Raw genomic sequence first — 25,729 nt, 5'->3', positions numbered from 1 at the left:
CTCTCTTGGATTTGGTGGGTAAAATGTATTCTAAGATACATTCCTTAAGAGCGAGGGAGTGGAAGGAACCACAGAGACACAGAGGACACAAAGATCGATCCTATGTAAGTTAAACTTATCACACAGAACCTAGAAGAGCCAGTTTTTCAGCCAACCCTATATAGTCCCATGATCTAGCTTTTTTAGGGCGCTGAGAGCATGGAGACGGACAATCGCCTCCCCATCGGCTGCTAAAGTCAGCAAAATACTTTTATTGTCCCGATCTAATTCTCCTAAAGCGATCGCTAGAGACTGTTTAACTCCAGCATGAGCGAGGAGCGCCGGACGGGAGTGATAAAAATTACCGAGAATTTCCCCTGCTTGTCGGCGTAATTTCTGGGAGGTTTGCCGGCCGAGAATAGCGATAATTTCCCGACAAATCAAGACATTTTCGCTATATAAAGCCTTTTCTAGGTAATTTAAAGCTTCCCCATCCTCGATCCAGCCCAATGCTCGCACTACAGTTAATTTTAAACTATCGGGAGTTAAGGAAGATTGCAGCAGTGGATTTAAAGCTTTGGCTGAGGTTGCTGTGCCGATACGACCGAGAGCGATCGCCGTTTCTTGACAGATCTCCAGGTGGATATCGAATAACAGCGGTTGCAGATGGTTAACTAAATCTGCTTGGGGATAATTTGGCCCCAGGTAACTACTAGCTTTAATTGCTTCCCGTCGCACATCGATGGCCGGATCCTGTAAAGCATCGAGGATCATCGCAGTAATCTGGGGATGGTGAAAACTGCTTAAAGCTTCGATCGCCATCGACCGAATGGCACTAGATTGATCCTTAACTACGGTTAAAAGCGGTTCGATAATTTCCGGCCGGCGAATTTGTGATAAAGCTTGTACGGCTAAAAAACGCCTGTTCGAGTCGGACAGTAATTGTCCTAAACTAGAGATGGCAGAACTGCCGATATTGGCTAAAGCGGCCGCAGCCATTTGGCTGAGTTCCTCCTCCTCCGATCTTTGCAATAATTGACTGAGAGCGAGAATACAGGCTCGATCGTCAAATTGACTGAGAATTCTCGCCAGAAACCAGCGCATTTCCCCATCTTGTTCCTCGGATTCTAACAGGGCAATTAAAGGAGCGATCGCTGGTTGGCCGATTTGGGGAAATAGTTTCGCTATCTCCCATCGCTGTTGAAAATCGCATTTTTGTAAAGCTTCTAGGGCTAAATCGAGGATTTCATCGTTAATAATCGGTTCAATCGCATCTTTTTGGTTTAAAAGTCGCTGTATGCTGGTGTTTACTGTCTCCCAGTCCTTTTTATTTAACGCTATCTGAGCTTTTTCTAGCAGAGCTTGCATCGTCAGAAATGGCCTCGATTTTCGTGCTACCTATCCTAAAGAATGTCAGACTTTCTCGCTTTTGTCTTCTCTTCTATGCAAGAAACCGATAATAAATCTCCAAATTGTGCATCAGACGTCAGTAGAGGGGGCATCAGCGATCGCACAGTAGGGACGACTATAACAAAGGGGTGTTTCCAGGTCGTGTTGTTCCAAAAATTCCCGATTACTTAAAATCTTAGCGGTTTCTCCCGCTGCCACCACCTGACCACGACTTAACACCACCGTGCGATCGCATAGTTCTAAAGCCAGATCGAGATCGTGGGTGGCGATCACTTGGGTTTGGGGTAAAGTGGCCAACAGTTGTATTAATTGCCGACGGGACCGGGGATCCAGTTGGGCGCTAGGTTCATCAAAAACTAATACCTGCGGCAACATGGCTAAAACCCCCGCAATGGCCACGCGTTTTTTTTCACCCCCCGATAGATTCTGACTGTTTCTCTTACCGTAATGCTGGGAATCCAATCCCACCGCGTGTAAAGCATGATGACAGCGATGGTTTAAATCCTCTCCCCGAATTCCCTGATTCATCGGGCCAAAAGTCACATCTTCCCAGACAGTGGGCATAAATAGCTGATCGTCGGGGTTTTGGAAGACTAAACCGACAAAATTGCGGATATTTTCTAAATTCTCCGGTTTAACTTGGTAAGGACCGACGGTGATTTTACCGGTTTGCGGCGGGAGAATACCGTTAAAATGCAGTAATAGAGTGGATTTTCCCGATCCATTGGCCCCAACCAAAGCCACCTTTTCCGTAGCTTCAATGGCTAAATTAATACCTTTTAACGCTTCTGTGCCGTCAGGATAGGTATAAACTAGGTTTTCAATAAAAATCGGGTTGTGGTGCATGAAAAACGAGACTTTTACCTGAGTAGATGTACCATTTGACCCCAGAGGATCAGAATTACTATGGCAATTATAGCGAGATGATCGTTCAGCTTGCTTTGGGGAAGCTGTAGAGAAGGCAAGGAACCAGTATAACCCCTCGATAACATGGCTTGATAAATGCGATCGCCACGTTCGTAGGTACGGATAAATAAAGCGCCGATTATATGTCCCACTAGCAGCCGTTGCCATCGGGGACTACTCATTAAATTACGCGCAATTGCTGCCCTTCGCATGGAATTAAATTCAGCGATCAAAACAGCTAGATAACGGTACATAGAAGCTAAAATTGCCACCAATAAAGGGGGCATTTTCAGGGTAACTAAGGCTTGTAACAGGTCGGGAATTGCTGTGGTTAAAACCAGAATATTAACCGTACAAAGACAGAGAAAAGCTTTTAGGGCCACACTGCCTAACACCAGCAATCCCTCGCTAGTTATCCGCAAAAATCCCCAAGACCAAAGAATTTCGCCGCCATCGCGAAAAAGGGTTCCCAATAAAACCACACCAATAAAGACAAATTCGATCGCTACTCTTCGTAAAAGTACGAGAATAGTCACCCGACTGATCAGAATTAAAATAATTAATCCTAATCCGTAAATCCCCCAAGTTTCCCAGCTACCATTCGGAGTTAACGATGTGGCAAAAACTAACAAAAGAGTCACTAAAACCCGGGTATGGGGCGCAAGTTTCTGCCAAAAACCGCAATTTTGGCGCTCATTTTGGCGAGAAAAAGTAGCAATGTGTAGCATTTATTCAGTGATCAGTTATCAGTGATCAGTTATCAGTTAGAAAGGGGGTTTAGGGGTTTAGGGATTTAGGGATTTAGGGGTTTAGGGATTTAGGGATTTCGGGAAATTTCAGCTAAATGCCCCACTCCTATCTCTTTATTCCTGATTTTGGGATTTTGGCATCACTAATTTACCGATACCCCAAGCGATGCCGAAAGTGGCAAGAGTTCCCAGAAAACCAGCGAGGGGAGTGGCCACACCTTGGGGAACACCTTTGAGGGCATAACCATCAAAAATTCGGGCGAAGGGTAATTGACCAGCAAGGGCGTTGGGGTCTTCTTTTTGGCTAAATTGCAAGTCTTCCGCCACTCGATCGAGTCCGTCGGGATCGGGACTGGCAAAGGGGGAAAGAAAAACGGCGATAATTAGGGAACATACTAGGCCAATCAGAAAAAATCGGCTATTTCTGCGAATATTCATCGACTTAATTGGTTTATTGACGAGAAGCTTAGGAAGGGGAAACAGAAGTATTAACGGAATGGGGCGGATTGTAGAGGAGATCGGGACGGGTTCGCCAGATATAACCGACAGCGAAAACGGTAATCACCGCTTCCCCGATACCGATGAGGATATGCCAAGATAACATGGCCACAAGGGCGACTAAAGGCGGTACAGTCCCCGATAAAGCCAATTGCAGGGCGCAAGCTAACGCCGCCACCACCACACTTGTCCAAGCGGCCAGGGCAACAGCGATCGCCATACTGCGCCAACTATGAAAACCAAGGGCTTTTCTAATCCCCAGATAGAGATAATAACCGCCAAACGTGCCGATCAGACCCATATTGACGATATTCGCCCCTAAAACCGTTAAACCACCATCTTGAAAAAATAAAGCCTGAACGATAAAAACCACCGCCATCACCAGAGAACCCGCCCAGGGACCTAGTAAAACCCCCGCCAGAGTCCCCCCTAATAAATGTCCTGAGGTTCCCCCCGGAATGGGAAAATTAATCATCTGGGCGGCAAAAATAAAGGCGGCACAAACTCCCATTAAAGGTACAGCCCGTTCAGCGTAGTGACCGCGCACTTTTTTAAGAGAAAAACCAATCAGGACAATGGCAATTATCCAAGTAAATAGACTCACCGATGGACTCAAAAAGCCGTCAGGAATATGGAGGGCGAGATAAGGGGTGAGGAGAGGGTGAAACAAACCAACTCCCAAAAAATTAACAGACATTAAAACTCAGTCTCCTTGGCAATTTGGGTTAAAGATTTTAATAGAATTGTTTCGCCAGGACGGAAAAGTCCTATCTTCTAGTAGATAACTAACCGCTTCATTCTACAATGCTCTCTCTGGGGATTTAACCCCTTTAGCTTCTTAAGAATTTCTGTTATTTTTTTGGTCGTCAGGGTTCAGGGTTCAGGGTTGAAAACTGGGAGCATCTCACATTTTCCCTAAGCATAAATACTTAATTTCCCTTAAATGATACCAGTCCAAAATTTCAATCCTTTCCTATTCCTCACCGATTTAACCATTGATCCTCCTCGATATTAATTGGCCTCCCTTCAACTTGTACTATATTAGGGAATTGAGGGAGATGGGGTAAAAAACCAAAGGAATTAGGAACCATCGGTCCCTAATTCCTGTAGTATATGCCATTGTATCTAACGGGCTTGGAGAGACTCGAACTCCCGACCTTGTGGTCCGTAGCCACACGCTCTAATCCACTAAGCTACAAGCCCTCGTTTTTCTCAACAGTAAACCACTATAGCACAGGTTCATTCAATGACGCAAGAGGGTAAAGAAAAATTATCTCATCTCGATGGCCTTGGCCAGGCCCAGATGGTGGATGTATCGGAGAAAATGCCCACTAAACGCACTGCTATCGCCCTAGGACAAGTGAGAATGCTAAAAACGACTTTTGAAGCCATAGAACAGGGAAATGCGCCCAAAGGTGACGTTTTAGGGACGGCCAGACTAGCCGGAATTATGGCGGCCAAACAAACTTCCTGTTTAATTCCCCTTTGCCATCCCTTACCCCTGCAAAAAATCAATGTTCAGATTATCCCGAAAGCAGAGTTACCCGGCTACGAAATTCGGGCAGAAGTGGTGACAAAATCGGAAACTGGGGTAGAAATGGAAGCTTTAACGGCGGTATCTGTGGCAGCCTTGACTTTATACGATATGGCTAAAGCGTTAGAAAAATCAATCCTGATTGAAAATATCCGTCTGCTGAGTAAAACAGGAGGGAAATCAGATTATGCCAAGGATTCCCTGTTGCCATGAAAACCCGGGTGCATCTCACATTTGCAGAAATACCGACAATCAGCAATTATTAGTAACTCTTAAATTATTACAGATGGGTCAGCGGCTGCGTGTAAGCATCCCACCGAAAAACTAATGCGCGGGGGGTTTGGGGGCGGCGCCACGCCCCCAACGGGGGGTTTGGGGGGTTCTACCCCCCAAAGGCTTGGATTGAGTGGTAAAATCGGAAGTAATGACCGATTTTAGCCGAGAGTGTCCCCGTAAAAATCCCAACTTGGTAGATTGACAAAAATGAGATGCAGCCTAAAAAACCTAAGTAACCCCTTCTAACTTTTCATCGGTCAATTGATATAATTCCTGTAATTTCTCTAATCTGTCGGGGTCTGCTTGCCAAAAACCGCGACCCTGTGCTTCTAACATTCTACCGACAATATTACGGAAAGCTTCGGGATTAGCTTGACGCAATTTTTCCGCCATTTCTGTATCAAAAGCGTAGGTATCGGCTGCCTGATCATACACCCAATCGTCACTAAAATTAGCCGTACCGCCCCAACCAATTAAAGCGGTCATTCTTTGGGAGATTTCGTAGGCCCCACCGGAACCTTGATTAACCATGGCATTGGCCCATTTAGGATTGAGTAATTTACTGCGGTATTCTAATCGCAAAACCTCCTCTAATTTGCGGGGAGTTGTATCATTGGAAAAACTCTCGACAAAACTTGTCATTACCCGTTTACCGCTTTGTTTTTCTGCGGCTAATTTTAATCCTCCCGTGTTGCCGTAGTATTCCTGAATATCGGTTAAACCGTATTCTACCGAGTCAATTTCTTGGATAATACTTTCACTGGTTTTTAATAACTGTTGTAGCACTTCTGGCCGCGCTTGTCCCTTATCTTGACGACCATAACTAAAAACATTACGCTTTTCCCAAGTTTTCGCTAATTCGTTGTCATTTTCCCAATTTCCCTCCACTACTTGGTCATTAACTAAAGAGCCAAAATCCCCGGCAGGATTGGAAAATAAACGAGCGCTGGCATTGTCAATTCCTTGACTTTTCAAGGCTAAATAGTGCTTACGGATATAATTATCATTTTCCGATTCTTCTATCTCGGCTGCCCGCTGCATTAAATCATCCAATAACTCGATAATATTGATAAAAGTATCCCGAAAAATTCCCGATAAATTAGCCAGAATATCGATGCGCGGGTGTCCAATTTCCCCTAAAGGTTTTAATTCATACCTGACAATTCTTCCTGTTCCCTCTTTCACCGGTTCCGCACCGACTAATTCTAAGAGAATACCCAGGGATTCACCCTTAGTTTTAATCACATCTAATCCCCAGAGTAAAACTGCTACAGTTTCGGGATATTTTCCTTTTTCAGTTAAGTTTTGTTCTAGCAGTTTTTTGGCGATTTCCCGTCCGCGGGTGTAGGCTGCGGGGGAAGGCATCCGGTAGGGATCCAAAGCGTGTATATTGCGTCCTGTGGGTAAAACTCCCGCACCATCCCGGAGTAAATCACCCCCCGGTGCCGGTGGTACATATTCCCCATTTAATCCCCGCAAAAGATTAGTTAATTCTTCGCTATTTTGTCCTAATAAATTTTTAATAGCAATGCCTTCTTTAAGCTTTTCATTGGTTGCTTCGTCAGCGAGAATTTGCTGAAATTCTCGCTCAGATAAATCGGTGAAATAAGCATCAAGATAACCTTTTAATTCTTCCTGATTAGGAGCAGTTCCTAGGGTGTGTAAACCCGAAGAAAATAGTCTTTGTTCGACGATTTGTAGGTAATTATACACCTTGACAAAATAATCGGTTAGTGCATAGCGGCTAAATAATTTGGCATTTTCTAAAGTGAATTCTATTCCCTGTTTTTCTGCTTCCAGAAAAGGACAATCTTTAGAGATACCTGTATCAATAATCTTTTGGAGGATACTATCTCTTAAAGCGTAATTTTTCTCAGGATTTTCTCGAAACTCTGCAATCAAATCTCGTAAAATCATCAATTCTTTATATAATCCCGCTCGTCCGTAGGGAGGCACATTATGGGAAATTAACACCCCATAGCCGCGACGTTTAGCTAGGATAGATTCCGAGGGATTATTAGCGGCATAAATATATAAATTCGGTAAATCTCCTAATAAAATATCTGACCAAGAATAACCAGTATTTCCTAGGGGTGAACCGGGCAGCCATTCGACAGTTCCGTGCATACCAAAATGAATGATCGCATCGGTCTTAAAATCTTTTTGTAACCACTGATAAAAGGCTGCATACTGAGGGTGAGGAGTTAAATCTTTTTCAAACATTAACCGCATCGGATCCCCAGCAATTCCTAAAGGTGGCTGTACTCCAATCCAGATATTACCTAACTCAATTCCCCCTAAATGATACTGGTTGCCAACAGTTTTTATCCCCGCATCTTTCAGAGATTTCCAGTGTTTTTCAATGCGAGAGGTTAACAGATAACCTAGCCAATTTTCTAAAGTTTCTATCGATAAACGATTTTGTTTAGAGAGATTTTCATCATCGGCAAATTTAACTTTTTGAATAATTTCTTCCCCGTCTTCGGGAATTGTTCCCACATGATAACCCTGCGCTTGTAAAGCTTGTAAAAACTTAACTAAACTCCGGGGAACATTTAATAAAGCTGCCGTACCAACTGCCCCATAACCCGGGGGAAATCCATAGAGAATGATGGCTATTTTGCGTTCTTGCGGAGGGGTTTTATGTAACTTAATCCAACTGTTTAAACGTCCAGTTAAACGCTGTAATCTTTCGGGGATTAAATAGATAGTTTCCCCCACTAATCCCCCCAGAGGAATCGTATCAATTGCTCCATCTAATTCAGGTAAAGCGTATAGAACCACACTCTGTAAACCACCGATTCCCTGTCTTGTCCAAGAATAAATATCTTGAATCAATAAAGGGGCAGCGATAAGATAAGGAATATTTTTAGCGGACAGAATTCGTTTAGCCACTTCTACCTGTCTTCCTGCTTCCATAGAACCCGCAGGACCCCCCACCAAAGGAAAGCCAATCGTCGAGACAATTGCATCTACTGTCACCGCATCTTCACTTAAAGAAGGAGTTTCAATAATTCCTTTTTTTCTTTGCTGAATTTCGTAGTCTGTGGTTAACCAATCCCGAACAATTGTATGGCCTTCTACTCCGTTAATAAACACGGGTAGGGGAATTAAATTAGCCGTTTCAAAATGACGGATTAATTGATTAATATAGGGTAGTTTACTGATAACGTGCTTCCGATAAAGCAGCACTGCCACCACTGGTTTATCAAGAGATTTATTTTTTTTATACCAAGCTAAATATTCTTGGGGAGTGAGAAAATAACCCTGATAATCGGGGTGTAATAGTCCCTTATTGGGAGTTTCGATAACTTCGGGTATTTCTCGTACTTTTAATCCTAGATATTTTTGGGCAATTACCCAACACATAGCGGCAACATTTTCCGTTCCTCCCGCATTCCAATAACCGTAAATAATTAACCAGTTACGCAAATCTTGAACTTTTTTAGCGGGAATAAATTTCAGTAGTTTCGGACCGGTTTTGAGGAAACTAAGATAACCAGCTAACTTATCTTCTTCCTTGCCACTGGAAAATTTACTCAAGATAAATTGAATTGGTTTTGGCATTCCTTTTGGTTTATCCCCGATGGCAAATTCTCCCAAACGGGTTAAACTCATTAACTCTAAAGCAGACTCAAAAACTAAGCGAATGGGAATCTGTGCCGCTCGTTGCCGCAGCCAAGTAACTTGATCGTAATCGAAGATCAAACTAGCAAAAAAAACGTCGGCAGTGGCTAAAGCTTGCTCGACTATTTCCGGTTCGCTAGTCAAGGATTTATCGCTAAATACTTTTACTTCTAAATCGGGACATTTAGAACTAGCCAACAGGCCCGATTGCCGATATAAATTCCTGTTAAAGGTTTCAAAGCCAACAATTAAAACAATGCTTTTCATAAGAATATATTTTTAGACCAATCAGGGTGGGTTATCCTGCCTGAAAACACCCCCTGAAATGATCATAACGACAAATTAATAATAACTGCCGGATTTGCGATGATGGATAGCGGTTAAACCCTGGTGTAAAACCTTGCCTTTTTCTGCGATCGCATAAATCAGCCAATGATCACCGCACTCCATTCGTTGTTCTACCCGACATTCCAGATAAGCGAGCGCTTCGGCCAGAATCGGCCCACCGTTCTCAGCTTTAGTGGTTTCGATATGAGCAAAACGATCTTCTCCTGGAGTAAAAGGTTTAAGAAAATGCTTCATTAAAGCCAAATGTTGACCTTCTTGGAGGATATTAAGGACAAAAGGCGTACCGCTATAAAGCAGAGACTCGATCGCTCGTTCTTTCGCCACGGCAATAGTCAATCCGGGGGGGGTGAACGTCGCTTGCGACACCCAAGAGGCTAACATGGCGCCGCGCAATTCCCCCAATTCGCAGGTGACGATACAGAGAGAACCCACCAAACGGCCCAGAGCCTGCGATCGCCGATCGCTTTGGGATTGGTTAACATTAGTTTTCGGTTGTCTGCTTTTGCGAGCTTTTTTGACTACTTGAGCGAAATCGGTTCCCGCTTCCTCACAGGTCTTTAAAATTGCCTCCGTGGGCTTAAATTTAACCCGAATTGGCTCAAAACCGAAGCGATAACCGCCATCCCGGAATTTACCTTCCAAAAGATCGATCGCTTCCCCACTCCAACCGTAGGAGCCAAAAACCCCCACCAGCTTGCTTTTATCGCCATTGGACAGGGTAATCCCCAAGGCGGTTTGGATGGGAGTCGGTGCGTGTCCTCCCAAAGTGGGGGAACCAAAGATAAAACCGACACTTTTTTCGATCGCCGTTTTGATCTCGTCTGGTTCGGCGGACTCGGCGTTAATCGCCGTGACTGCTACTCCCGCTTTCGTGATCCCCATCGCGATCGCTTGAGCGAGGGTGGCGGTGTTGCCGTAGGCACTAGCATAAATCAGGGCGATTGTCAACTCTTGGGACTTTTGTACTGCTAACCATTGTTGATAGGAAAGGGTCAATTCGTGCATCCCGTAACGCACCAGAGGACCGTGACCAACGGCATAAAATAAGGGCGATTTAGCGGCTAATTTCTCCAAAGCGTTGTTAATTTGGCTGGCATAGGGAGCCATGAGACAATCGAAATAATAACGCCGATCTTCGTTATAAACGCTCCAACCCTCATCAAAAATTTGGTCGCCACAAACGTGCGCTCCGAATAATTTATCGGTGTAGAGAATATCGGTTTTACTGTCGTAGGTACAGAGTTGATCGGGAAATCGGGGGTTAGGAGTGGGGATAAATTCTAATTGATGGTTTGCTCCTAAATTTAATATTTCTTCCCCCTTGACAACCAACAGATTTAATGCTTCGGTTTCGAGAATTTTTTTCAGGGAAATTGCCCCCGGATTGGAACAAACAAAAGTGACTTGAGGCGCGATTTCTAAAAGTGCCTTGAGGGTGACGGCACGATTGGGGTTAACGTGACCGAGGATAATATAATCAATCGTTTTCGGATCGATTCTTTTAGTTAAAGCCTCTAAAAATATGAACGAAAATGATTCCCCCGGTGGATCAAAAAGAGCGACCTTTTCACCTTTAATCAGATAACTATTGGCGGTGGTTCCCTTTTGTAATCCGTATTCGATCTCGAATTTTAACCGGTCCCAAGTGCGGGAACGAAAGACAAAAGTATCGGCGGCTATCGGTGCTACTTGTACATCTCTCGGTTTGACAATTGCATTATTCATAATTTTAGTTACCAGTTATCAGTTAATTAGTCAAGTAGTTAAGCGGCAACTTGAGGCTGTCATCATTTTTTACTTGGCAAGTTTGGCATCAAAGTCAACACTTGATTTTTGACTAAATACAGCCTTTTATCGCTGGGGACGAGTGGGGAAATTTACAGGTTATCTTGCCAGCCGGAAGGACATCAATATCTAAAGTACACTATCTCTGGGAAGAAACCTAGCTTCTAGCAATTTGTTTGCGAGTAAGGATACCCCTCTGGGGGGATTTGCCAGTCTATTGAGAAATTCTAAAGGGAACGTGATCCCCAGAAGCGAGGTGCTAGTCTGAGGGAAACCCTGCTCTCTTCCTATCAGGCCAAGTTTTTATGAGCTATCAGCACTCGTCTTTTGACTGCACTAGCGCCAATTTTGAGAAAGCCGCTTTGAGTCATTTTCGCACTCTTGTGGCTTTTTTACCGGATAATTGCCGTGTTTACCGGCAAACTTGGGAATTTTCTACGGTTCTCTGTCTCGATTTTCTAGCCTGTTTGCAGGGACTAGCAATCACCCGTCAAAATTTTGCCCATCTAGTTAATGTGACACAAGAACTGGGTTTAGGTCAAGCAATTATTTTGAAAGTAGGCAATAAAATCGTTGAGTGGCATCGTTTAAGCTAAGATTTCAATTTGCGACAATCCCAACATTCTAGAAAAAAATCGGCTCTCTCTGTTCTTTGTGTCTCTGTGGTTTATAACTACCTCTTGCCTGTCCTAACCAAGAAGTTAATTTTGTCCTAAGTAGGGAGGCACAATTATTTGTAGGATGGGTTAGCGGTAGCGTAACCCATGCGGGCGTTGGGTTTAATGCTTCAACCCAACCTACGTTCATTTTATATTTAATTACACCCACCTACTTAAGTAGGTAGGCGTTAAAAATTATCAGATGCCCCCCTTATCAAGGGGAGATCCCCCCGCCTATCGGCACCCCCCTTATCAAGGGGAGATCCCCCCGCCTATCGGCACCCCCCTTATTAAGGGGAGATCCCCTCGCCTATCGGCACCCCCCTTATCAAGGGGGGCAGGGGGGATCGAACCTAAAATCCATTTTTAATTTAATTATAACCAGCTACTTAATTTTTAGGGAAGACGACGGGAATTCATGGTTTCTGCTGGGTTAGTTTCTGCACTTTGAGAGTGGAGTAAGCGAGTTTGTTCGAGGATAGTTTCTAATTCTTCATCCGAAAATTCTTGTACATAGTTTAATTTCACTTCTTCTAGGAAGATAATTAACAACATCTCGATTCTTTCTAAACTGTGACGGGATTGTAATTCCCCAGCGAGAGATTGCCCGAAACGCTGGACTAATTGCTGTAATAAACGTTCAAAAACTTCGTCTTCTTGGGTAATCTTTTCCGCTATGTTAACAAAGGATTGATACAGTTGACTAGATATACGATTGCTCAAGTCAGTTTTTAATCCTTTCATGCCGGGTAATCGCAATAAGCTTTGATAAGCAGGAGTTTGACTGAGAATTTTCTCGATATTGTATTTAATTAAAGCTTCTGCTTCTGGTTTAACTTGCGGTAAAACCTTGTTAACGGTGCTATTAACTACTAACTGAAAAATTTCGATAACTTCATTAGTATCATTGAGATTATTATATCCGCCATTGAGGGATCGATCGAGAATTTTTTCCACTTGTCCCTGTCGAATATATTCCTGAATTTTATTAATGATTCTCAGGACAATTATCTCAGTAATATCTTTAGAAATTAGCGCTACTAAGCCTTTAACTGCCTGTTCTTTAATCAACCTTAAGTTAATGATTTTAACTTGATCTAGGCGAATAACGGTAGGAATAAATCGCAGCCATCTCCAGATAGGAATAAACAGAAAAATATCGTACCATCGCCATAACATAGCCTCCCGCCAACGCAGACCTTTATGAGTGCGAGCAATCCACCAAGTTCTCAGCATAAATTCCCAGAAAAAGATGGTTCCAAAGAAAAAATCGATCGCCTCAAAGTTATCTATCGGTCTCCCATCTTCTCCCAGGGGACGAAAATAATTAGTTTCTATTAAAGGTTGAATTTCTTGATTAAAAAACTTCAACTCTTTTTCCCAGCCATTTTGAATGAGATAATCCCAAGTCCAAAACTTCTGAAAGGCTGCTTTTGCGGAAACATTTTCTGTTTTAAAAACCCGCAAGCGCATTTTATTTTTAATCTTTTCTAAAGTCCCAGTTTTCTCCGCCGAGGCAAAGGGATTATTATCGACCATATTGACACTATTCTGGCGCAAATTTTCTAAAATTTTCTCAATCTCTTGGCGATATTCTCCCAGATTAAACTCTGGGTTAAAGAGTTTTTGATTAATTATTTGATTAAGTTTATTAACCGTATCTAAATATTCACTGGTACTGCGATAGGGTTTAATCCCTTTCACCACATCATACTTAGCAATTCCTTTAACAAAGGGAATTTCTAGGGGTTTATCGGGAGGTATTTGTAATTCTTGAAAGGAAATCGGACCGAGTTTTATTGGTTCATTAAATCTTAATAAAGTTATTTGCAAGCGTCCCTGTAACCAAAAATCTCGCAGGGGAATATAAGTTAAATCGAAAATAACCAGAATATAATTACATAACACCAATAGGGCCATGCAAGTCTCAAAGAGATTACGCGGGGAAAAACGACGGTTTCTGCTCACGGGGTTTTTAGTCAAAGTCATTAGCCTAGAAAGCACACTTTGACTATGGTAAACCGAAAACGCCTAATTTTTTTACCTGAAAGCGATATAAGTAGTTAAAAAAGGAGCGGTTAAACTTAGTTCTGCCTCAGCAATTAATAGATGTAGTCTTCTATTCTGTAATAGCATCCTAGCAGATTCAGTTAAGTAGTTAGCTACAACTTCTTTGGCAAGAACATTTTTATTATAAGTCGGTAAGTTGCAGATTAGCATAAAATCACCCTGAATTGATTTTTATCTGTCAATAAGCCTAGAGCCTCGTAGGGTGTTTTTCCTTGCGTCAACCCAACCTATAATAAGTAGGTGGGTGGAATTAAATATAAAATGAACGTAGGTTGGGTTGAAGCATGAAACCCAACGCCCGCATGGGTTACGCTACCGCTAACCCATCCTACAAATAATTGTGCCTACCTACTTAATTGCTGCTCTCGTAGGGTGTGTTAATAAAGTATTGACAATGTAAATACATCCTGCCTATACTACAAGTATGGATGTCTATTTTGTCCTCAGTGGCATTACTTTTGTTTGGAATGACGAGAAATCTAGGATTAACCCGATCAACCATGACGGTATTACGTTTCAGCAAGCAGCAGAAGTCTTCTTCGATCCACTGCTGGTTGTTGTTGATGCAAGTCGCAATGATGAGGCACGAGATGCGATCATTGGGTTAGATAGACGGTGGAATCTCCTGTACGTCGTTTATATTGAGCGTGAAAACGACATCATTCGGATCATTTCGGCTCGCAAAGCCACACGCAAGGAACGTGAGTATTATGAAAGTTGAGGCATTAAAAAAACGGCTGGAGAGAAATCGCCCTATGACTACAATCACGATTCGTATTCCTGAAGATGTGATTGAAGATTTAAAGCGGGTTGCACCGTTGCTTGGTTTCTCAGGTTATCAACCTTTGATGCGTGCTTACATTGGACAAGGGCTGCGTGCGGATTTGGAGCGTCTAGAGGGAGATACAATTTCTGCTCTCGTTGCTAGTTTGAAGCGTCATGGTGTAAGTGATGAAGTGCTGCAAGAAGCGTTGAGTGAAGTTACTCCGCGTTAGTCTAGGTTTTCAGTTGTAGTGCGATCGCTTGTAGAACATAGAGTTTTATCTGTCGAGGGCGCTTCTTGCGGATAGATTGCTGGAGAGTTTGGAATTCGACACCGATTCAGCGATTGAGTCGATTGAGTTTCTTTAATCTAGCTTTCCAAGAACCAGACTCAGTTTAGTTCATTTGTTCGCTTGTTTCCCTCTATTTTCTCAGCTTACAATATTTTTTTCTCACCCATCAATTTTTCCAGCTTCCCTCAATTTTCTGGGATAAGTCCTCATGTACTATCCTAAATAAATGACTAAAGATTATTGTCAGGAGTGACTTTAAAAATGCGACCAGATTTGCAAGAACTAGAAATCACGCTAGGAGAGTTAAAAAGATTAACCGGATTTAATTGGCAGAGATATCAAAAATCAAAAAGAGTATATCTGTTGCGTCCAATAAGGACAATATTGTTTTTGCAAATGTATTTATTGGGTATGCTAGGTTCATTTTTTGGAATTGGTGCTTTCGGAGTATTGTATGATTCAGGTAACTTTTGGAGTTTTATTTTATGCGCTTTACCCTCTATGTTCTTTTTTTGGCTACTTGCAAGGCTTGGCAACGAATATAATAAAACAAATGTTTTTGGTCAAGAAATCAATCAATATTATCAACTTATTTTAAACATTAATACTTTAGATCAATTAGAAGCAGTGGGTAATCCCGTTAAATTAAATGAAAGAGAGAAAGTTTTAGAAGCATTAAGAATTAATCGGGAAAATCTAGTTCGAGCTTTACAAACAGAACGAATTTTGAGAGAAAATCCCCAATTTAGACCAGAACAATTTAATATTGATTTAAGTGACTTGAGAACCTTACAAGCAACCGAAAAAGCCACAGAATACGGTAGATTTTTAGATGAAGCCTTACAAATTGGTGTTAGCGTACAAACAGAGATGAGAAAACTAGAAAATAAACGTTTGGGTTTATAGTCGGCTCTCCATCTTGTATATCTTGTCGGCTGCATTGAGGGTTAAAATTGGTTCCTTCTAATGGTTGCTAGAAATGGGTTATGATGTTTATGTGTTTAGGCGCTAAAGGAGAAAAATTATGGTACGTTGGTCACTAACCGGATCAGCTTTAGGACAAAAAGGCGCAAAAAAGGGATACTTTGAAGAAACGTCACAAAGACTGAGCTTTGAAGAAACCGTGGATTCTGTCCAAGAACGTAACTTGCGTTATTCCGAGGAAGAAATCGAAGAATCTATCAATGAGGCTATCCGAGAAACTCGTGCTGCGTCTCGTTCTTGATACCAATATTCTAATTTCTGCACTGTTACGCAAAAACACACCGCCTTATCTTCTTTATACAGCTTATCCCTACCTAGGATGAAAATAATTATAAATTTCCTTAGCTAATTGTTCCCCAATTCCTGTCACCTGTTGCAATTGTTCTAGGGAAGCTTCGCGAATATAATCCAGAGAATGAAAATGAGCTAATAAATCTTTTTGTCGCTTAAAACCTAAACCCGGTATCTCATCCAGACGGGAACGGCGACTTTTTTGCATCCTTTGTTGTCGGTGAAAGCTAACAGCAAAGCGGTGCGCTTCATCCCTGACTCGACGCAATAATTGCACTCCGGGTTGTTCCTTATCCGTCTCTAAAGGAGAGGATTCCCCTGGTAAAAAAATCTCCTCTCTCTGTTTAGCTAAACTAACAACTTTTACCTGTTCTAATAAATTCATCTCCCCTAAAACTGTCACCACGGCCGATAATTGTCCTTTTCCCCCATCAATCATGACCAAATCGGGAAAATCATCACTTTCGGCAATATTATCGGGATTTTCGGCATAACGACGGAAACGCCGGCGAATTACTTCTGCTAAACTGGCGAAATCATCGGAATGGCCGATTTTAACCTCGGGATTTTTGATTTTATAGTGACGATAATGTTGATTAGCGGCCACCCCATCGATAAACACCACTCCCGACGCGACTGCATTAGAACCCTGAATATGAGAAATATCATAACCCTCGATGCGGTGGGGTAGTGCCGGTAAATCGAGAATTACCGCTAAATCCTGCAAAGACTGTAAATCCCGGTCGGCGCTTCTTTTCGTCTTTTCTAACTCATAAAGAGCGTTTTTCTCGACCATGGCTAATAAATCCGCTTTACTTTGCCGTTGGGGGACAGTTAACTCGACTTTGCGACCTTTTTTTTCCCTTAACCACCCCGCTAACACCTCACCTTCCGGTAATTCGCAGGGTAACAGGATTTCGCTGGGAATTTCCACCCCTTCCACCGATAAATAATGTTCTTCCAGGACTTTTTGCAGGATTTCTCCCTCGTTTGCTGACTGACTATCGGCAAAAAATCCCAAACGTCCCACCAAACGACCAGAACGCACTTGGAATAATTGTATGCAACAATGCTGCTCGTCCTTAGCTAAAGCGATCGCGTCCCGGGATACGGTATCATCAGGTAAAGAGACTTTTTGATCGGTATTAAGGGCCTGTAATCCGCGAATTTGATCCCTAATCGTGGCCGCTTTTTCAAAATCTAGGTTTTCCGACGCTGCGAGCATCTTTGCCGCTAATTTCTCTAATAATTCTCCCGTCCTTCCCTGAAAAATCATCGCCACTTTCTGCAAGGTTTCCCGATAATCTTGGGGACTAATTAATTTTTGACAAACCCCCGGACAACGACCGATATCATAATTTAAACAGGGACGGTCTTTAAACAGAGGTTGGGGACGTTGACGCAGGGGAAAAGTGCGTTTAATTAGGTGTAAAGTGTGGCGCAGCAGCCTAGTATCGACGTAGGGACCATAATAACGGTCTTTTTGGTTATTTATGCTACGTTTGCGGGTGATAAAAATGCGCGGGTAGGTTTCCGACCAAGTAATACAAATGTATGGATATTTTTTATCGTCCTTGAGGAGAGTATTAAAATGGGGCTGATGTTGTTTAATTAGATTAGCTTCCAGGGCCAAGGATTCTGCTTCCGTGTCGGTGACGATAAATTCAATTTCTGTCACCTGTCGCACCATCAAAGCAATGCGGGGACTGAGGGGTTGACTGGGACGAAAATAGGAACGGACTCTAGACCGGAGTTTTTTGGATTTACCAATGTAGAGAATTTCGCCATTTTGGTCGCGCAGGAAGTACACCCCCGGTTCGAGGGGAATTTCCCGAAGACGATTTTCTAGGCGATCGAGGTCTTGGATTAGGGTAGAGTTAAGATTATTCCCGAACATCTTTTTAAGTAGGTGGGTGGAATTAAATATAAAATGAACGTAGGTTGGGTTGAAGCATGAAACCCAACGCCCGCATGGGTTACGCTACCGCTAACCCATCCTACAAGTAATTGTGCCTACCTACTTATATTAGGGTTTGCGGCAAAAAGTTTGTCTTGGGTGTGGGGTGTGGGGTGTAGGGTGTGGGGTGTAGGGTTTTACCGATTTTCAGGGAAAAAGTCCAGGAATTTTCCCCCCCATTACTCCAATGGCCGGTACTTTTGGATTGCAAAAAGGTCTAAAAGTCTTATCGAACAATGTTTTTAGATTTATTCAGCAAACCCTATGTTAGACAAAAAAATTACGCCAGTGGGTATTAGCTGACGTTTGGCAAGATATTTAGGGCAAATCTTCACAAAAATTAATAGGCTTCTGATTCGATTTGCTTAATCGGGACGAAACACTCTCCCGGGAGAAGAATCGGTTTATTGTTAAAAATCAATTGGCCGCGATGATTGTCGCGGTTAATAGCGACACCGAAAGGACGTTTACTAACTCTGCTATTGAGGGTACAGTAGATGCGATAAATGCGTCTGGCTGCCCGTAAGACAGTAGGATCTAACAAAATTGGGATTTCCATATCGACACGCTGTTGTTCTGTTTTCTCGGATAGGGCCACCATCTCACTCGTCTCCCCACGATTAAATTGACGTATTTATTAAATCAATGGTATATGACGATTTCCGAATTTGTCACTTTTGTTATGATTCTAAAACTTTCAGGATGGCCTGGCCCATAGCTTGGCATCCCACTAAGGTCATACCCTCCGAGAAAATATCTCCAGTACGATAACCGAGATCTAAGACTTTTTCTACGGCTTTTTCCAGCGATACTGCCGCTAAAGGCTGATTTAGGCCATATCTTAACATCATAGCAGCACTGAGAATCTGGGCGATCGGATTGGCCTTATCTTGGCCGGCGATATCCGGGGCCGAACCGTGGACGGGTTCAAAAACTCCCACCCCAGCAGTCCCTAAACTAGCGGAGGGTAACATTCCGATACTACCGGTTAACATGGCCGCTTCATCGGAGAGAATATCACCGAATAAATTGCCCGTGACGATAGTATCAAATTGTTTGGGGGCCCGGACTAACTGCATGGCTGCGTTATCGACGTAGAGATGGGAAAGTTCCACATCGGGATAATTAGCGGCGATTTTCGTCATCCGGTCGCGCCAGAGTTGGGAAACATCAAGAACATTAGCTTTATCGACGGAACAGAGTTTCTTGCCGCGTTTTTGGGCAATTTCAAAGGCCACCTTAGCGATGCGGTCCACCTCCGATTCCAAGTAAACCATGGTATTTACACCGCATTTTTCTCCCGTTTCCGTCTCAAAAATCCCCTTCGGTTGACCGAAATAGACACCCCCGGTCAATTCCCGGACGACCATGATATCCACTCCCTCGATAATCTCCCGTTTGAGACTAGAAGCGTCGATTAATTGCGGAAAAATGGTGGCAGGACGTAAATTAGCAAAAAGACCTAAACCAGATCTTAAGCCTAATAATCCCGTTTCCGGCCTTTGCTGCCGGGGTAAATTATCCCATTTATAACCCCCGATAGCGGCCAGGAGAACAGCATCACTATTTTTACAGGCGCTCAGGGTTGCTTCGGGGAGAGGATTGCCGGTTTCATCAATGGCTGCCCCTCCAATTAAAGCGGTTTGGAAGTCCAACTGGAGGTCAAATTTTTTAGCGATGACTTTCAGTATCTCTACGGTGACAGCGAGGATTTCCGGCCCGATGCCATCGCCGGGTAGTAGGGTAATGCGATACTGTTGCGTCATAGTTCTAGAACGGTAAAATAGGTCAGACTCTTGATTATAACATAGTTAGGGTTGGCTGAAGAAATCTAAAAACCTTGTTGGATAAGGCTTTTAGACTTTTTTCCCAGCAAAAAGTGCCAGCGATTGGAGTGATTGGGGTGAAAATTCCGGGACTTTTTCCCTGAAAATCGGTAAAATCCTACACCCTACACCCAGGAAAAACTTGGCTCTCCTAGGTTTGGTGGGTAAAATGTATTCTAGGATACATTTCTCAAGAGCGAGGGGGTGGAACGAACCACAAAGACACAAAGGACACAAAGATCGATCGATCCTATGTAAGTTAAACTAATCACACAGAACCTAGAAGAGCCAAAACTTTTTGCCGCAAACCCTAATTAAAGGGGCAGTTAATCCCCAATAACTACACTAATTCCACATGGGAATCATCCCCAATCATAAAGCGTAAAGCTTTTGGACGTTGGGGAGCAATTTCTAATTTTGCCCGTCGTCCAATCACACTATCAACTATGCGCTGATGAATGCCAATAATCGTGGCATCTTTGAGAATTACACTGTGTTCTATGTCGGCATCAATTAATTTTACTCCATTAGCGATACTACTATATGGACCGATAAAACAATTCTCAATCTGACAATTTTCTCCAATAATGACAGGACCGCGAATGGTACTATTAATAATTTTACTACCCTGACCAATTTGTACGCGTCCGATCACCTGACTATTAGGATCAACTTCTCCTAGTAAAGCAATTTCTAGAGAGGTATCTAGGATAATCCGATTTGCTTCTAATAAATCATCTTTTTTACCCGTATCTAACCACCAACCCAGTAGTTTATTGGCTTCTACTGCTTTATTTTGATTGATTAATTCTTGGATAGCGTCGGTAATTTCTAACTCACCCCTGGCCGATGGTTGAATAGATGCGATCGCTTGGTGAATGGTGGGAGCAAAAAAATAAATCCCCACCAAAGCTAAATTTGAGGGGGGTTCTTTGGGTTTTTCGACTAAGTATAAAACTTTGCCGGTTTCATCTACTTTTGCCACCCCAAAAGCACTAGGATTAGACACTTTTCGCAGGAGAATTAAAGCATCAAGGGACTGTTTTTGGAAAGAGTCTAAAAAGGGCGATAAATCATCCTCAATTAGGTTATCACCCAAGTACATAATAAAGGGGGAATCTCCTAGGAAAGATTGGGCAGTTTTAACCGCGTGAGCTAATCCCGCTGGTTGTTCTTGGCGAATATAAGTTATCTTAGCCCCAAACTGTTCACCATTGCCCGTGGTCTGACGAATTTCTTCCCCGGTTTCGGGACTGATAATAATGCCAATATCGGTAATTCCTGCGGCCACAATTGACTCGATTCCATACCATAAAATCGGTTTATTGGCCACGGGAACTAACTGTTTTGCCCCAGTATAGGTTAGGGGACGTAACCTCGTACCTTTACCACCGGATAAAATTAGTGCTTTCATAGTTTTAAAGATTAAATATTTGGGTGAGCATAGCTTTGAGGGAATCTCGCCAATAGGGAGGAATATAATCCAATTGTTGCGAGATTTTTTGACTGGAAAGAACCGAATAGGCCGGACGCACTGCTGGGGTAGGATATTCAGCAGTAGTAATGGGAATTACTCTCTGAATTTTTAAGGGAATACCGCTTATTTTTGCCTCCTCAAAAATCGCTTTAGTTAAATCAAACCAACTGGCGACACCGCTATTAGTAAAATTATAGATTCCTGGGGGATTATCGACATTAATTAGAAGGTGAGTAATGGCCGTGGCGATATCTTTTGCCCAAGTGGGACTTCCCACCTGATCAACAACTACTTTTAACTCCTCTCTTTCCTTGCCTAATCTCAGCATAGTTTTGACAAAATTACTTTTGCCATAACTGCCGTAAACCCAAGCAGTCCGGAGAATAATTGCCTGAGAATTAACAGTTTTAATTTCCTCTTCTCCCCTTAACTTTGATTGTCCATAAACCCCTAAAGGATTAGTCAAATCGGTTTCTAGATAGGGGGTATTTTTCCGACCATCAAAGACATAATCGGTAGAAATATGGAGAAATTTAGCTTTAATTTTCTCGGCAGATTCCGCCATGATTTTTGGAGCTATAGCATTGATAGAATAGGCTAAATCTGGTTCGGTTTCGGCTTTATCCACTGCCGTATAAGCGGCGGCATTAACCAGATAATCGGGGTGAATTTCCCTAATTAACTGGCTGATTTTTTCCGAGTTAGTTAAATCTAGTTCTTCTCGACCGATACTAATAACTTCGCCCAAGGATGGTAAAGTTACTTGTAACTCTTGTCCCACTTGACCTTTAGCACCAATTAATAAAACTTTTTTCATCGTCTTTAGGGGAAAACTTCCACGGATTTAAAGGGTTGTCCAGCTTGGTCTTTAGGGGAGAGAATCGGCGGGGTATCTAGGGGCCAATCAATCCCTAAATCGGCATCATTCCATAAAATAGTTTTTTCGTATTGGGGATAATAATAATTAGTGGTTTTGTAGAGAAATTCGGCTCGTTCGGAGAGGACTAGAAAACCATGGGCAAAACCTTCGGGAACCCAGAAAATACGTTTATTTTCCGCACTTAAAATACAGCCTACCCATTGCCCAAAAGTGGGGGAACTTTGACGCGCATCCACTGCCACATCAAAAACACTACCGCTCACTACTCGCACCAGTTTACCCTGGGGATTGGGGATTTGATAATGCAATCCTCGCAGGACATTTTTTAGGGACATAGAGTGATTATCCTGGACAAAAGTGGTATTAACCCCAGTTTTTTCTCGAAAATCTTTCTGATTAAAACTCTCCAAGAAAAAACCTCGATCGTCTCCGTAAACTTGCGGTTCAATGATTAAAACATCAGGAATTTCCGTCGGAATAACTTTCATAAAATCGGAGACAAGATAACTTTTGCGGGTAGTCTAGCACAAAAGGGTATTTTTTTCTAAATTTTTTTATTAATCTTTCCCCGGTAACTGAATAATGATAAGATGAGCCTAACTTAGTTAGAGCATAAACGACGTGGTACAAGTCTCTACACACACCGCTACTCAATCTATCCCCGTGGAGGGAGAAGCCTTAAAAAACTGGTTACAGACTAGGGCTAATCAGATTATCGCCGGCGATCGACTCAGTAAGCAAGAGGCCCTAGCTTTAACTGCGATCGAAGGTCAGGAAAATATCTTCAGCTTATGTGAAGCTGCCGATCGCATTCGTCAGGCCTGTTGTGGCAATACGGTGGATTTATGTAGCATAATCAACATAAAATCGGGAAGTTGTTCGGAAAATTGCAGTTTTTGTTCCCAATCCGCCCACCATCCCGGACAAGATTCGCCTATCTACGGTTTAAAAAGTCGCGAGGAAATCGTCAGCCATGCGAAAGCGGCAGCCGACGCGGGGGCCAAACGCTTCTGTTTAGTTAGTCAAGGTCGGGGATTAAAGTACAATAGCCCCAAATCGCAGGAATTCGAGGAAATACTGGCCACAGTTCAAGAAATCATCGAAACCGCCAAGATTAAACCCTGTTGCGCCCTAGGAGAGTTAACCCTCCCCCAAGCGCAAGCCTTAAAAGAAGCCGGAGTTACCCGTTATAATCACAATCTGGAAGCTTCCGAGAATTTTTATCCTAACGTGGTCTCCACTCACAGTTGGCAGGATCGGGTAGAAACGGTAAAAAACCTGAAAGCTGCGGGAATTCAAGCTTGTACGGGCGGAATTATCGGTATGGGGGAAAGTTGGACTGATCGCATTGATTTAGCTTTTTCTCTGGCGGAATTAGAAGTGGAATCAGTGCCGATTAACCTATTAAACCCCAGAAGTGGCACCCCTCTAGGTCATTTACCCAAACTGGATCCTTTTACTGCCCTAAAAGCGATCGCTATTTTCCGGTTTATTTTACCCCAACAAATCCTTCGTTATGCCGGGGGACGAGAGGCGGTGATGGGAGAATTGCAAAATCTGGGGTTAAAATCGGGAATTAATGCTATGCTGATTGGACATTATTTGACCACTCTAGGACAACCCCCCCAACAGGATCAGGCGATGTTGGCTGATCTTAGTTTAATAGGAGGAGAAGCCCCCATCCCCGGTGAATACCAACCCTAACAGGCAACCTAAATCACGTCGAGGAGGAGAATCTCCGCCGCGGCGCACTTCCGCATCGGTTCCCAATGAGTTAATCTGGGCCTTGATTGGTTTGTTGCTGACAATTTTTAGTACATTTGTTCCAGTAAGCCTAGCTAGTTGGTCGGCTGCGGGTCTATCTTCGCAAAAACTAGGCATAACTTACCAAATTGGCGCAGTATTGTTAACGGGCTGTCTGGGGGGCAAAAATGCCGGGCTTCTTGCCCAGGTGGCCTATATTTTTCTCGGTTTAACTTGGTTGCCTGTGTTTGCTCAGGGTGGGGGAATAGGTTATCTGAAAGAACCCAGTTTTGGCTATATTTTAGGCTTTATGCCGGGGGCATGGCTGTGTGGTTGGTTGGCTTTTCGCTGGCGCGCCAAGATAGAAACCCTGGCTTTAAGTGCCTTTGCCGGTTTGTTAGTGATTCATCTGTGCGGTTTATTATATATGCTGGGATTGTCGATTTTTCAGCCCCAAGCTAGTCAAATCACCTTTCCCGATAGTTTGCCCACCCTATTTATGAATTATTCAGTCTGGCCATTTTTAGGGCAGTTAGTAGTAATTTGTGTGGTGGTAATTATTGCCTTTTTCTTCCGTAAATTATTATTTTATTGATGCCACAGCCAATGTTAAAAAAGAATCGCTGGTTTTGGATAGTGGCGGTTATTGGTCTAATTTTAGACCAAGTAACTAAGTATATAACCGTGCAGAGTTTTGAGCAAATTGGTGATACTTTCCCGATTATTCCGGGGGTTTTTCATTTCACCTATGTGATTAATACCGGGGCGGCTTTTAGTGCTTTTCGGGGCGGTGTTGGTTGGCTAAAATGGCTATCCTTATTAGTTAGTTTGGCATTAATGGCTTTTGCTTACTTTGGACCCCATTTAACCCGTTGGGAACAATTGGCCTACGGTTTTATTTTAGCAGGGGCTTTCGGCAATGGTATCGATCGCTTTTTGTTTGGTTATGTGGTGGATTTTCTCGATTTTCGATTGATTAATTTTCCTGTTTTTAATCTGGCTGATGTCTTTATTAATATCGGTATTATTTGCCTATTAATTTCGACTTTTCCCCACAAGTCAAGGGTCCCGTAGGGGCAAAACATTCGAGCCATAACCTATCGCTGAAACCTTAGATTTCCTATCCGAATGCTTCGTCCTTACTTTGCATCGATAATACTAATATTCCCATTAAGAAAATTCTGTTTAATAGTGCGGCGTTATTTCGCCCACTTCAATAGCCCTCCAGTTGTGTCGTGGCGCGGTAACGTAAGAGTTCTACTAGGGCTGCCGGTTGAATTAAGGTTTCAGTCATCGTTGTTATCGGGCTTATTGGCGCTATTGTATAGAAGTTTTAAGATATTTGCCGATGGCGCTAGGATAAAGTGCGAAAGGCGATCGGTCAAGGTATAGGATTAAGTTATTGGTTATAATTAAATTAAAAATGGATTTTAGGTTCGATCCCCCCTAGCCCCCCTTGATAAGGGGGGAAGCCGAAGGCGGGGGGATCCCCCTTGATAAGGGGGGTGTCTGATAATTTTTAACGCCTACCTACTTAAGTTATTGGTTAAAATCCCCCCGCCTTATCTCTGCAATTGTGAGAAAAAGCTATAATTAATCAATCCTAAAATACCGGGAAAAAGTCATGACAGCCCTAGACATTATCCCAGATGTCACCTATCCCCCCACAGATTTA

General features: G+C 42.9%; 23 protein-coding genes and 1 tRNA gene. 9 read left to right on the top strand and 15 right to left on the bottom strand.

Translation table 11 applies throughout. The features are described from left to right. Positions 1–156: 156 nt before the first annotated feature. The 6 genes from ACE1AQ_RS07105 to ACE1AQ_RS07080 form a co-directional block, all read right to left on the bottom strand. Positions 157–1,347, bottom strand: coding sequence for a HEAT repeat domain-containing protein (locus ACE1AQ_RS07105; protein WP_008207076.1), 1,191 nt, complete (start codon positions 1,345–1,347; stop codon positions 157–159). 111 nt (positions 1,348–1,458) lie between these two features. Then, entirely contained in the window at positions 1,459–2,235 is a 777-nt protein-coding gene (locus ACE1AQ_RS07100; RefSeq protein WP_008207077.1) for an energy-coupling factor ABC transporter ATP-binding protein, read from the bottom strand. 14 nt (positions 2,236–2,249) lie between these two features. After that, positions 2,250–3,023: a cobalt ECF transporter T component CbiQ gene (gene cbiQ, locus ACE1AQ_RS07095; protein ID WP_008207078.1), complete on the bottom strand. Its 774-nt coding sequence runs from the start codon at positions 3,021–3,023 to the stop codon at positions 2,250–2,252. Between the two features lie 135 nt (positions 3,024–3,158). Then, positions 3,159–3,482, bottom strand: a complete 324-nt coding sequence (locus ACE1AQ_RS07090; RefSeq protein ID WP_008207079.1) for a PDGLE domain-containing protein — start codon at positions 3,480–3,482, stop codon at positions 3,159–3,161. A gap of 28 nt (positions 3,483–3,510) precedes the next feature. Then, complete coding sequence (locus ACE1AQ_RS07085) at positions 3,511–4,239, bottom strand: energy-coupling factor ABC transporter permease (protein WP_008207080.1); 729 nt, start codon at positions 4,237–4,239, stop codon at positions 3,511–3,513. Between the two features lie 432 nt (positions 4,240–4,671). After that, positions 4,672–4,745: transfer RNA gene (locus tag ACE1AQ_RS07080), tRNA-Arg, on the bottom strand. A gap of 43 nt (positions 4,746–4,788) precedes the next feature. Between ACE1AQ_RS07080 and moaC the strand changes: the two genes are divergently transcribed. Next, positions 4,789–5,289, top strand: a complete 501-nt coding sequence (gene moaC / locus ACE1AQ_RS07075; protein WP_110545258.1) for a cyclic pyranopterin monophosphate synthase MoaC — start codon at positions 4,789–4,791, stop codon at positions 5,287–5,289. Positions 5,290–5,580: 291 nt separating this feature from the next. Here the strand turns inward: moaC and bchH are convergent, their stop codons facing one another. Continuing rightward, on the bottom strand, positions 5,581–9,246 hold the full coding sequence (gene bchH, locus ACE1AQ_RS07070) for a magnesium chelatase subunit H (protein ID WP_110545257.1): 3,666 nt from the start codon (positions 9,244–9,246) through the stop codon (positions 5,581–5,583). A 75-nt stretch (positions 9,247–9,321) separates the two neighbouring features. Next, positions 9,322–11,052: a diflavin flavoprotein gene (locus ACE1AQ_RS07065; RefSeq protein ID WP_110545256.1), complete on the bottom strand. Its 1,731-nt coding sequence runs from the start codon at positions 11,050–11,052 to the stop codon at positions 9,322–9,324. A gap of 365 nt (positions 11,053–11,417) precedes the next feature. On the opposite strand from ACE1AQ_RS07065, the gene ACE1AQ_RS07060 reads away from it, so the two are divergent. Then, the gene (locus ACE1AQ_RS07060) at positions 11,418–11,708 is read left to right on the top strand and encodes a hypothetical protein (protein WP_002791117.1); all 291 of its coding nucleotides are present in this window, start codon (positions 11,418–11,420) and stop codon (positions 11,706–11,708) included. A 459-nt stretch (positions 11,709–12,167) separates the two neighbouring features. Here ACE1AQ_RS07060 and ACE1AQ_RS07055 read toward each other — a convergent pair whose 3' ends face one another. Then, a complete protein-coding gene (locus ACE1AQ_RS07055) occupies positions 12,168–13,760 on the bottom strand; it encodes a hypothetical protein (protein WP_110545080.1) in 1,593 nt (530 codons plus the stop codon). 505 nt (positions 13,761–14,265) lie between these two features. Here ACE1AQ_RS07055 and ACE1AQ_RS07050 point away from each other — a divergent pair. The 4 genes from ACE1AQ_RS07050 to ACE1AQ_RS07035 all read left to right on the top strand — a co-directional run bounded on the left by ACE1AQ_RS07050 (position 14,266) and on the right by ACE1AQ_RS07035 (position 16,121). Next, positions 14,266–14,562: a BrnT family toxin gene (locus tag ACE1AQ_RS07050; protein WP_002784536.1), complete on the top strand. Its 297-nt coding sequence runs from the start codon at positions 14,266–14,268 to the stop codon at positions 14,560–14,562. After that, entirely contained in the window at positions 14,552–14,836 is a 285-nt protein-coding gene (locus ACE1AQ_RS07045; RefSeq protein WP_103111899.1) for a hypothetical protein, read from the top strand. Before ACE1AQ_RS07050 ends, ACE1AQ_RS07045 begins: the two co-directional genes overlap by 11 nt. A gap of 321 nt (positions 14,837–15,157) precedes the next feature. Beyond that, complete coding sequence (locus tag ACE1AQ_RS07040) at positions 15,158–15,802, top strand: hypothetical protein (protein WP_106910005.1); 645 nt, start codon at positions 15,158–15,160, stop codon at positions 15,800–15,802. 118 nt (positions 15,803–15,920) lie between these two features. Continuing rightward, entirely contained in the window at positions 15,921–16,121 is a 201-nt protein-coding gene (locus ACE1AQ_RS07035) for a hypothetical protein (protein WP_002767176.1), read from the top strand. Between the two features lie 69 nt (positions 16,122–16,190). Here ACE1AQ_RS07035 and uvrC read toward each other — a convergent pair whose 3' ends face one another. The 6 genes from uvrC to rfbC form a co-directional block, all read right to left on the bottom strand. Further along, entirely contained in the window at positions 16,191–18,068 is a 1,878-nt protein-coding gene (gene uvrC / locus ACE1AQ_RS07030; protein ID WP_110545082.1) for an excinuclease ABC subunit UvrC, read from the bottom strand. 400 nt (positions 18,069–18,468) lie between these two features. Continuing rightward, entirely contained in the window at positions 18,469–18,729 is a 261-nt protein-coding gene (locus tag ACE1AQ_RS07025) for a hypothetical protein (protein WP_002734814.1), read from the bottom strand. A 79-nt stretch (positions 18,730–18,808) separates the two neighbouring features. After that, entirely contained in the window at positions 18,809–19,894 is a 1,086-nt protein-coding gene (gene leuB / locus ACE1AQ_RS07020; RefSeq protein ID WP_110545084.1) for a 3-isopropylmalate dehydrogenase, read from the bottom strand. Between the two features lie 400 nt (positions 19,895–20,294). Beyond that, positions 20,295–21,368 (bottom strand): glucose-1-phosphate thymidylyltransferase, encoded by a 1,074-nt coding sequence (locus ACE1AQ_RS07015; RefSeq protein ID WP_110545086.1) that lies wholly within the window; start codon positions 21,366–21,368, stop codon positions 20,295–20,297. Positions 21,369–21,372: 4 nt separating this feature from the next. Continuing rightward, the gene (gene rfbD, locus ACE1AQ_RS07010; RefSeq protein WP_110545088.1) at positions 21,373–22,248 is read right to left on the bottom strand and encodes a dTDP-4-dehydrorhamnose reductase; all 876 of its coding nucleotides are present in this window, start codon (positions 22,246–22,248) and stop codon (positions 21,373–21,375) included. Between the two features lie 5 nt (positions 22,249–22,253). Next, positions 22,254–22,799, bottom strand: a complete 546-nt coding sequence (gene rfbC, locus ACE1AQ_RS07005) for a dTDP-4-dehydrorhamnose 3,5-epimerase (RefSeq protein ID WP_008205670.1) — start codon at positions 22,797–22,799, stop codon at positions 22,254–22,256. A 133-nt stretch (positions 22,800–22,932) separates the two neighbouring features. Here rfbC and bioB point away from each other — a divergent pair, with 133 nt between their 5' ends. The 3 genes from bioB to lspA are packed head-to-tail and all read left to right on the top strand — an operon-like array spanning position 22,933 to position 25,128. After that, positions 22,933–24,015, top strand: a complete 1,083-nt coding sequence (bioB, locus tag ACE1AQ_RS07000; protein WP_106909015.1) for a biotin synthase BioB — start codon at positions 22,933–22,935, stop codon at positions 24,013–24,015. Beyond that, positions 23,999–24,649, top strand: coding sequence for a biotin transporter BioY (locus ACE1AQ_RS06995; protein ID WP_008205676.1), 651 nt, complete (start codon positions 23,999–24,001; stop codon positions 24,647–24,649). The genes bioB and ACE1AQ_RS06995 overlap by 17 nt, the downstream gene beginning before the upstream one ends. An 11-nt stretch (positions 24,650–24,660) precedes the next feature. Next, entirely contained in the window at positions 24,661–25,128 is a 468-nt protein-coding gene (lspA, locus tag ACE1AQ_RS06990) for a signal peptidase II (RefSeq protein ID WP_008205678.1), read from the top strand. Positions 25,129–25,729: the final 601 nt, after the last annotated feature.

Source organism: Microcystis sp. BLCC-F209, from assembly GCF_041928595.1.
Lineage (GTDB): Bacteria > Cyanobacteriota > Cyanobacteriia > Cyanobacteriales > Microcystaceae > Microcystis.
This window is presented reverse-complemented; position numbering and strand designations above follow the sequence as displayed.

What these genes read in the sequence shown, in the direction of transcription:
- ACE1AQ_RS07105 (WP_008207076.1), bottom strand. Translation starts at nt 1,347, where the DNA reads ATGCAAGCTCTGCTAGAAAAAGCTCAGATAGCGTTAAATAAAAAGGAC.
- ACE1AQ_RS07100 (WP_008207077.1), bottom strand. Translation starts at nt 2,235, where the DNA reads ATGCACCACAACCCGATTTTTATTGAAAACCTAGTTTATACCTATCCT.
- cbiQ (WP_008207078.1), bottom strand. Translation starts at nt 3,023, where the DNA reads ATGCTACACATTGCTACTTTTTCTCGCCAAAATGAGCGCCAAAATTGC.
- ACE1AQ_RS07090 (WP_008207079.1), bottom strand. Translation starts at nt 3,482, where the DNA reads ATGAATATTCGCAGAAATAGCCGATTTTTTCTGATTGGCCTAGTATGT.
- ACE1AQ_RS07085 (WP_008207080.1), bottom strand. Translation starts at nt 4,239, where the DNA reads ATGTCTGTTAATTTTTTGGGAGTTGGTTTGTTTCACCCTCTCCTCACC.
- moaC (WP_110545258.1), top strand. Translation starts at nt 4,789, where the DNA reads ATGACGCAAGAGGGTAAAGAAAAATTATCTCATCTCGATGGCCTTGGC.
- bchH (WP_110545257.1), bottom strand. Translation starts at nt 9,246, where the DNA reads ATGAAAAGCATTGTTTTAATTGTTGGCTTTGAAACCTTTAACAGGAAT.
- ACE1AQ_RS07065 (WP_110545256.1), bottom strand. Translation starts at nt 11,052, where the DNA reads ATGAATAATGCAATTGTCAAACCGAGAGATGTACAAGTAGCACCGATA.
- ACE1AQ_RS07060 (WP_002791117.1), top strand. Translation starts at nt 11,418, where the DNA reads ATGAGCTATCAGCACTCGTCTTTTGACTGCACTAGCGCCAATTTTGAG.
- ACE1AQ_RS07055 (WP_110545080.1), bottom strand. Translation starts at nt 13,760, where the DNA reads ATGACTTTGACTAAAAACCCCGTGAGCAGAAACCGTCGTTTTTCCCCG.
- ACE1AQ_RS07050 (WP_002784536.1), top strand. Translation starts at nt 14,266, where the DNA reads ATGGATGTCTATTTTGTCCTCAGTGGCATTACTTTTGTTTGGAATGAC.
- ACE1AQ_RS07045 (WP_103111899.1), top strand. Translation starts at nt 14,552, where the DNA reads ATGAAAGTTGAGGCATTAAAAAAACGGCTGGAGAGAAATCGCCCTATG.
- ACE1AQ_RS07040 (WP_106910005.1), top strand. Translation starts at nt 15,158, where the DNA reads ATGCGACCAGATTTGCAAGAACTAGAAATCACGCTAGGAGAGTTAAAA.
- ACE1AQ_RS07035 (WP_002767176.1), top strand. Translation starts at nt 15,921, where the DNA reads ATGGTACGTTGGTCACTAACCGGATCAGCTTTAGGACAAAAAGGCGCA.
- uvrC (WP_110545082.1), bottom strand. Translation starts at nt 18,068, where the DNA reads ATGTTCGGGAATAATCTTAACTCTACCCTAATCCAAGACCTCGATCGC.
- ACE1AQ_RS07025 (WP_002734814.1), bottom strand. Translation starts at nt 18,729, where the DNA reads ATGGTGGCCCTATCCGAGAAAACAGAACAACAGCGTGTCGATATGGAA.
- leuB (WP_110545084.1), bottom strand. Translation starts at nt 19,894, where the DNA reads ATGACGCAACAGTATCGCATTACCCTACTACCCGGCGATGGCATCGGG.
- ACE1AQ_RS07015 (WP_110545086.1), bottom strand. Translation starts at nt 21,368, where the DNA reads ATGAAAGCACTAATTTTATCCGGTGGTAAAGGTACGAGGTTACGTCCC.
- rfbD (WP_110545088.1), bottom strand. Translation starts at nt 22,248, where the DNA reads ATGAAAAAAGTTTTATTAATTGGTGCTAAAGGTCAAGTGGGACAAGAG.
- rfbC (WP_008205670.1), bottom strand. Translation starts at nt 22,799, where the DNA reads ATGAAAGTTATTCCGACGGAAATTCCTGATGTTTTAATCATTGAACCG.
- lspA (WP_008205678.1), top strand. Translation starts at nt 24,661, where the DNA reads ATGTTAAAAAAGAATCGCTGGTTTTGGATAGTGGCGGTTATTGGTCTA.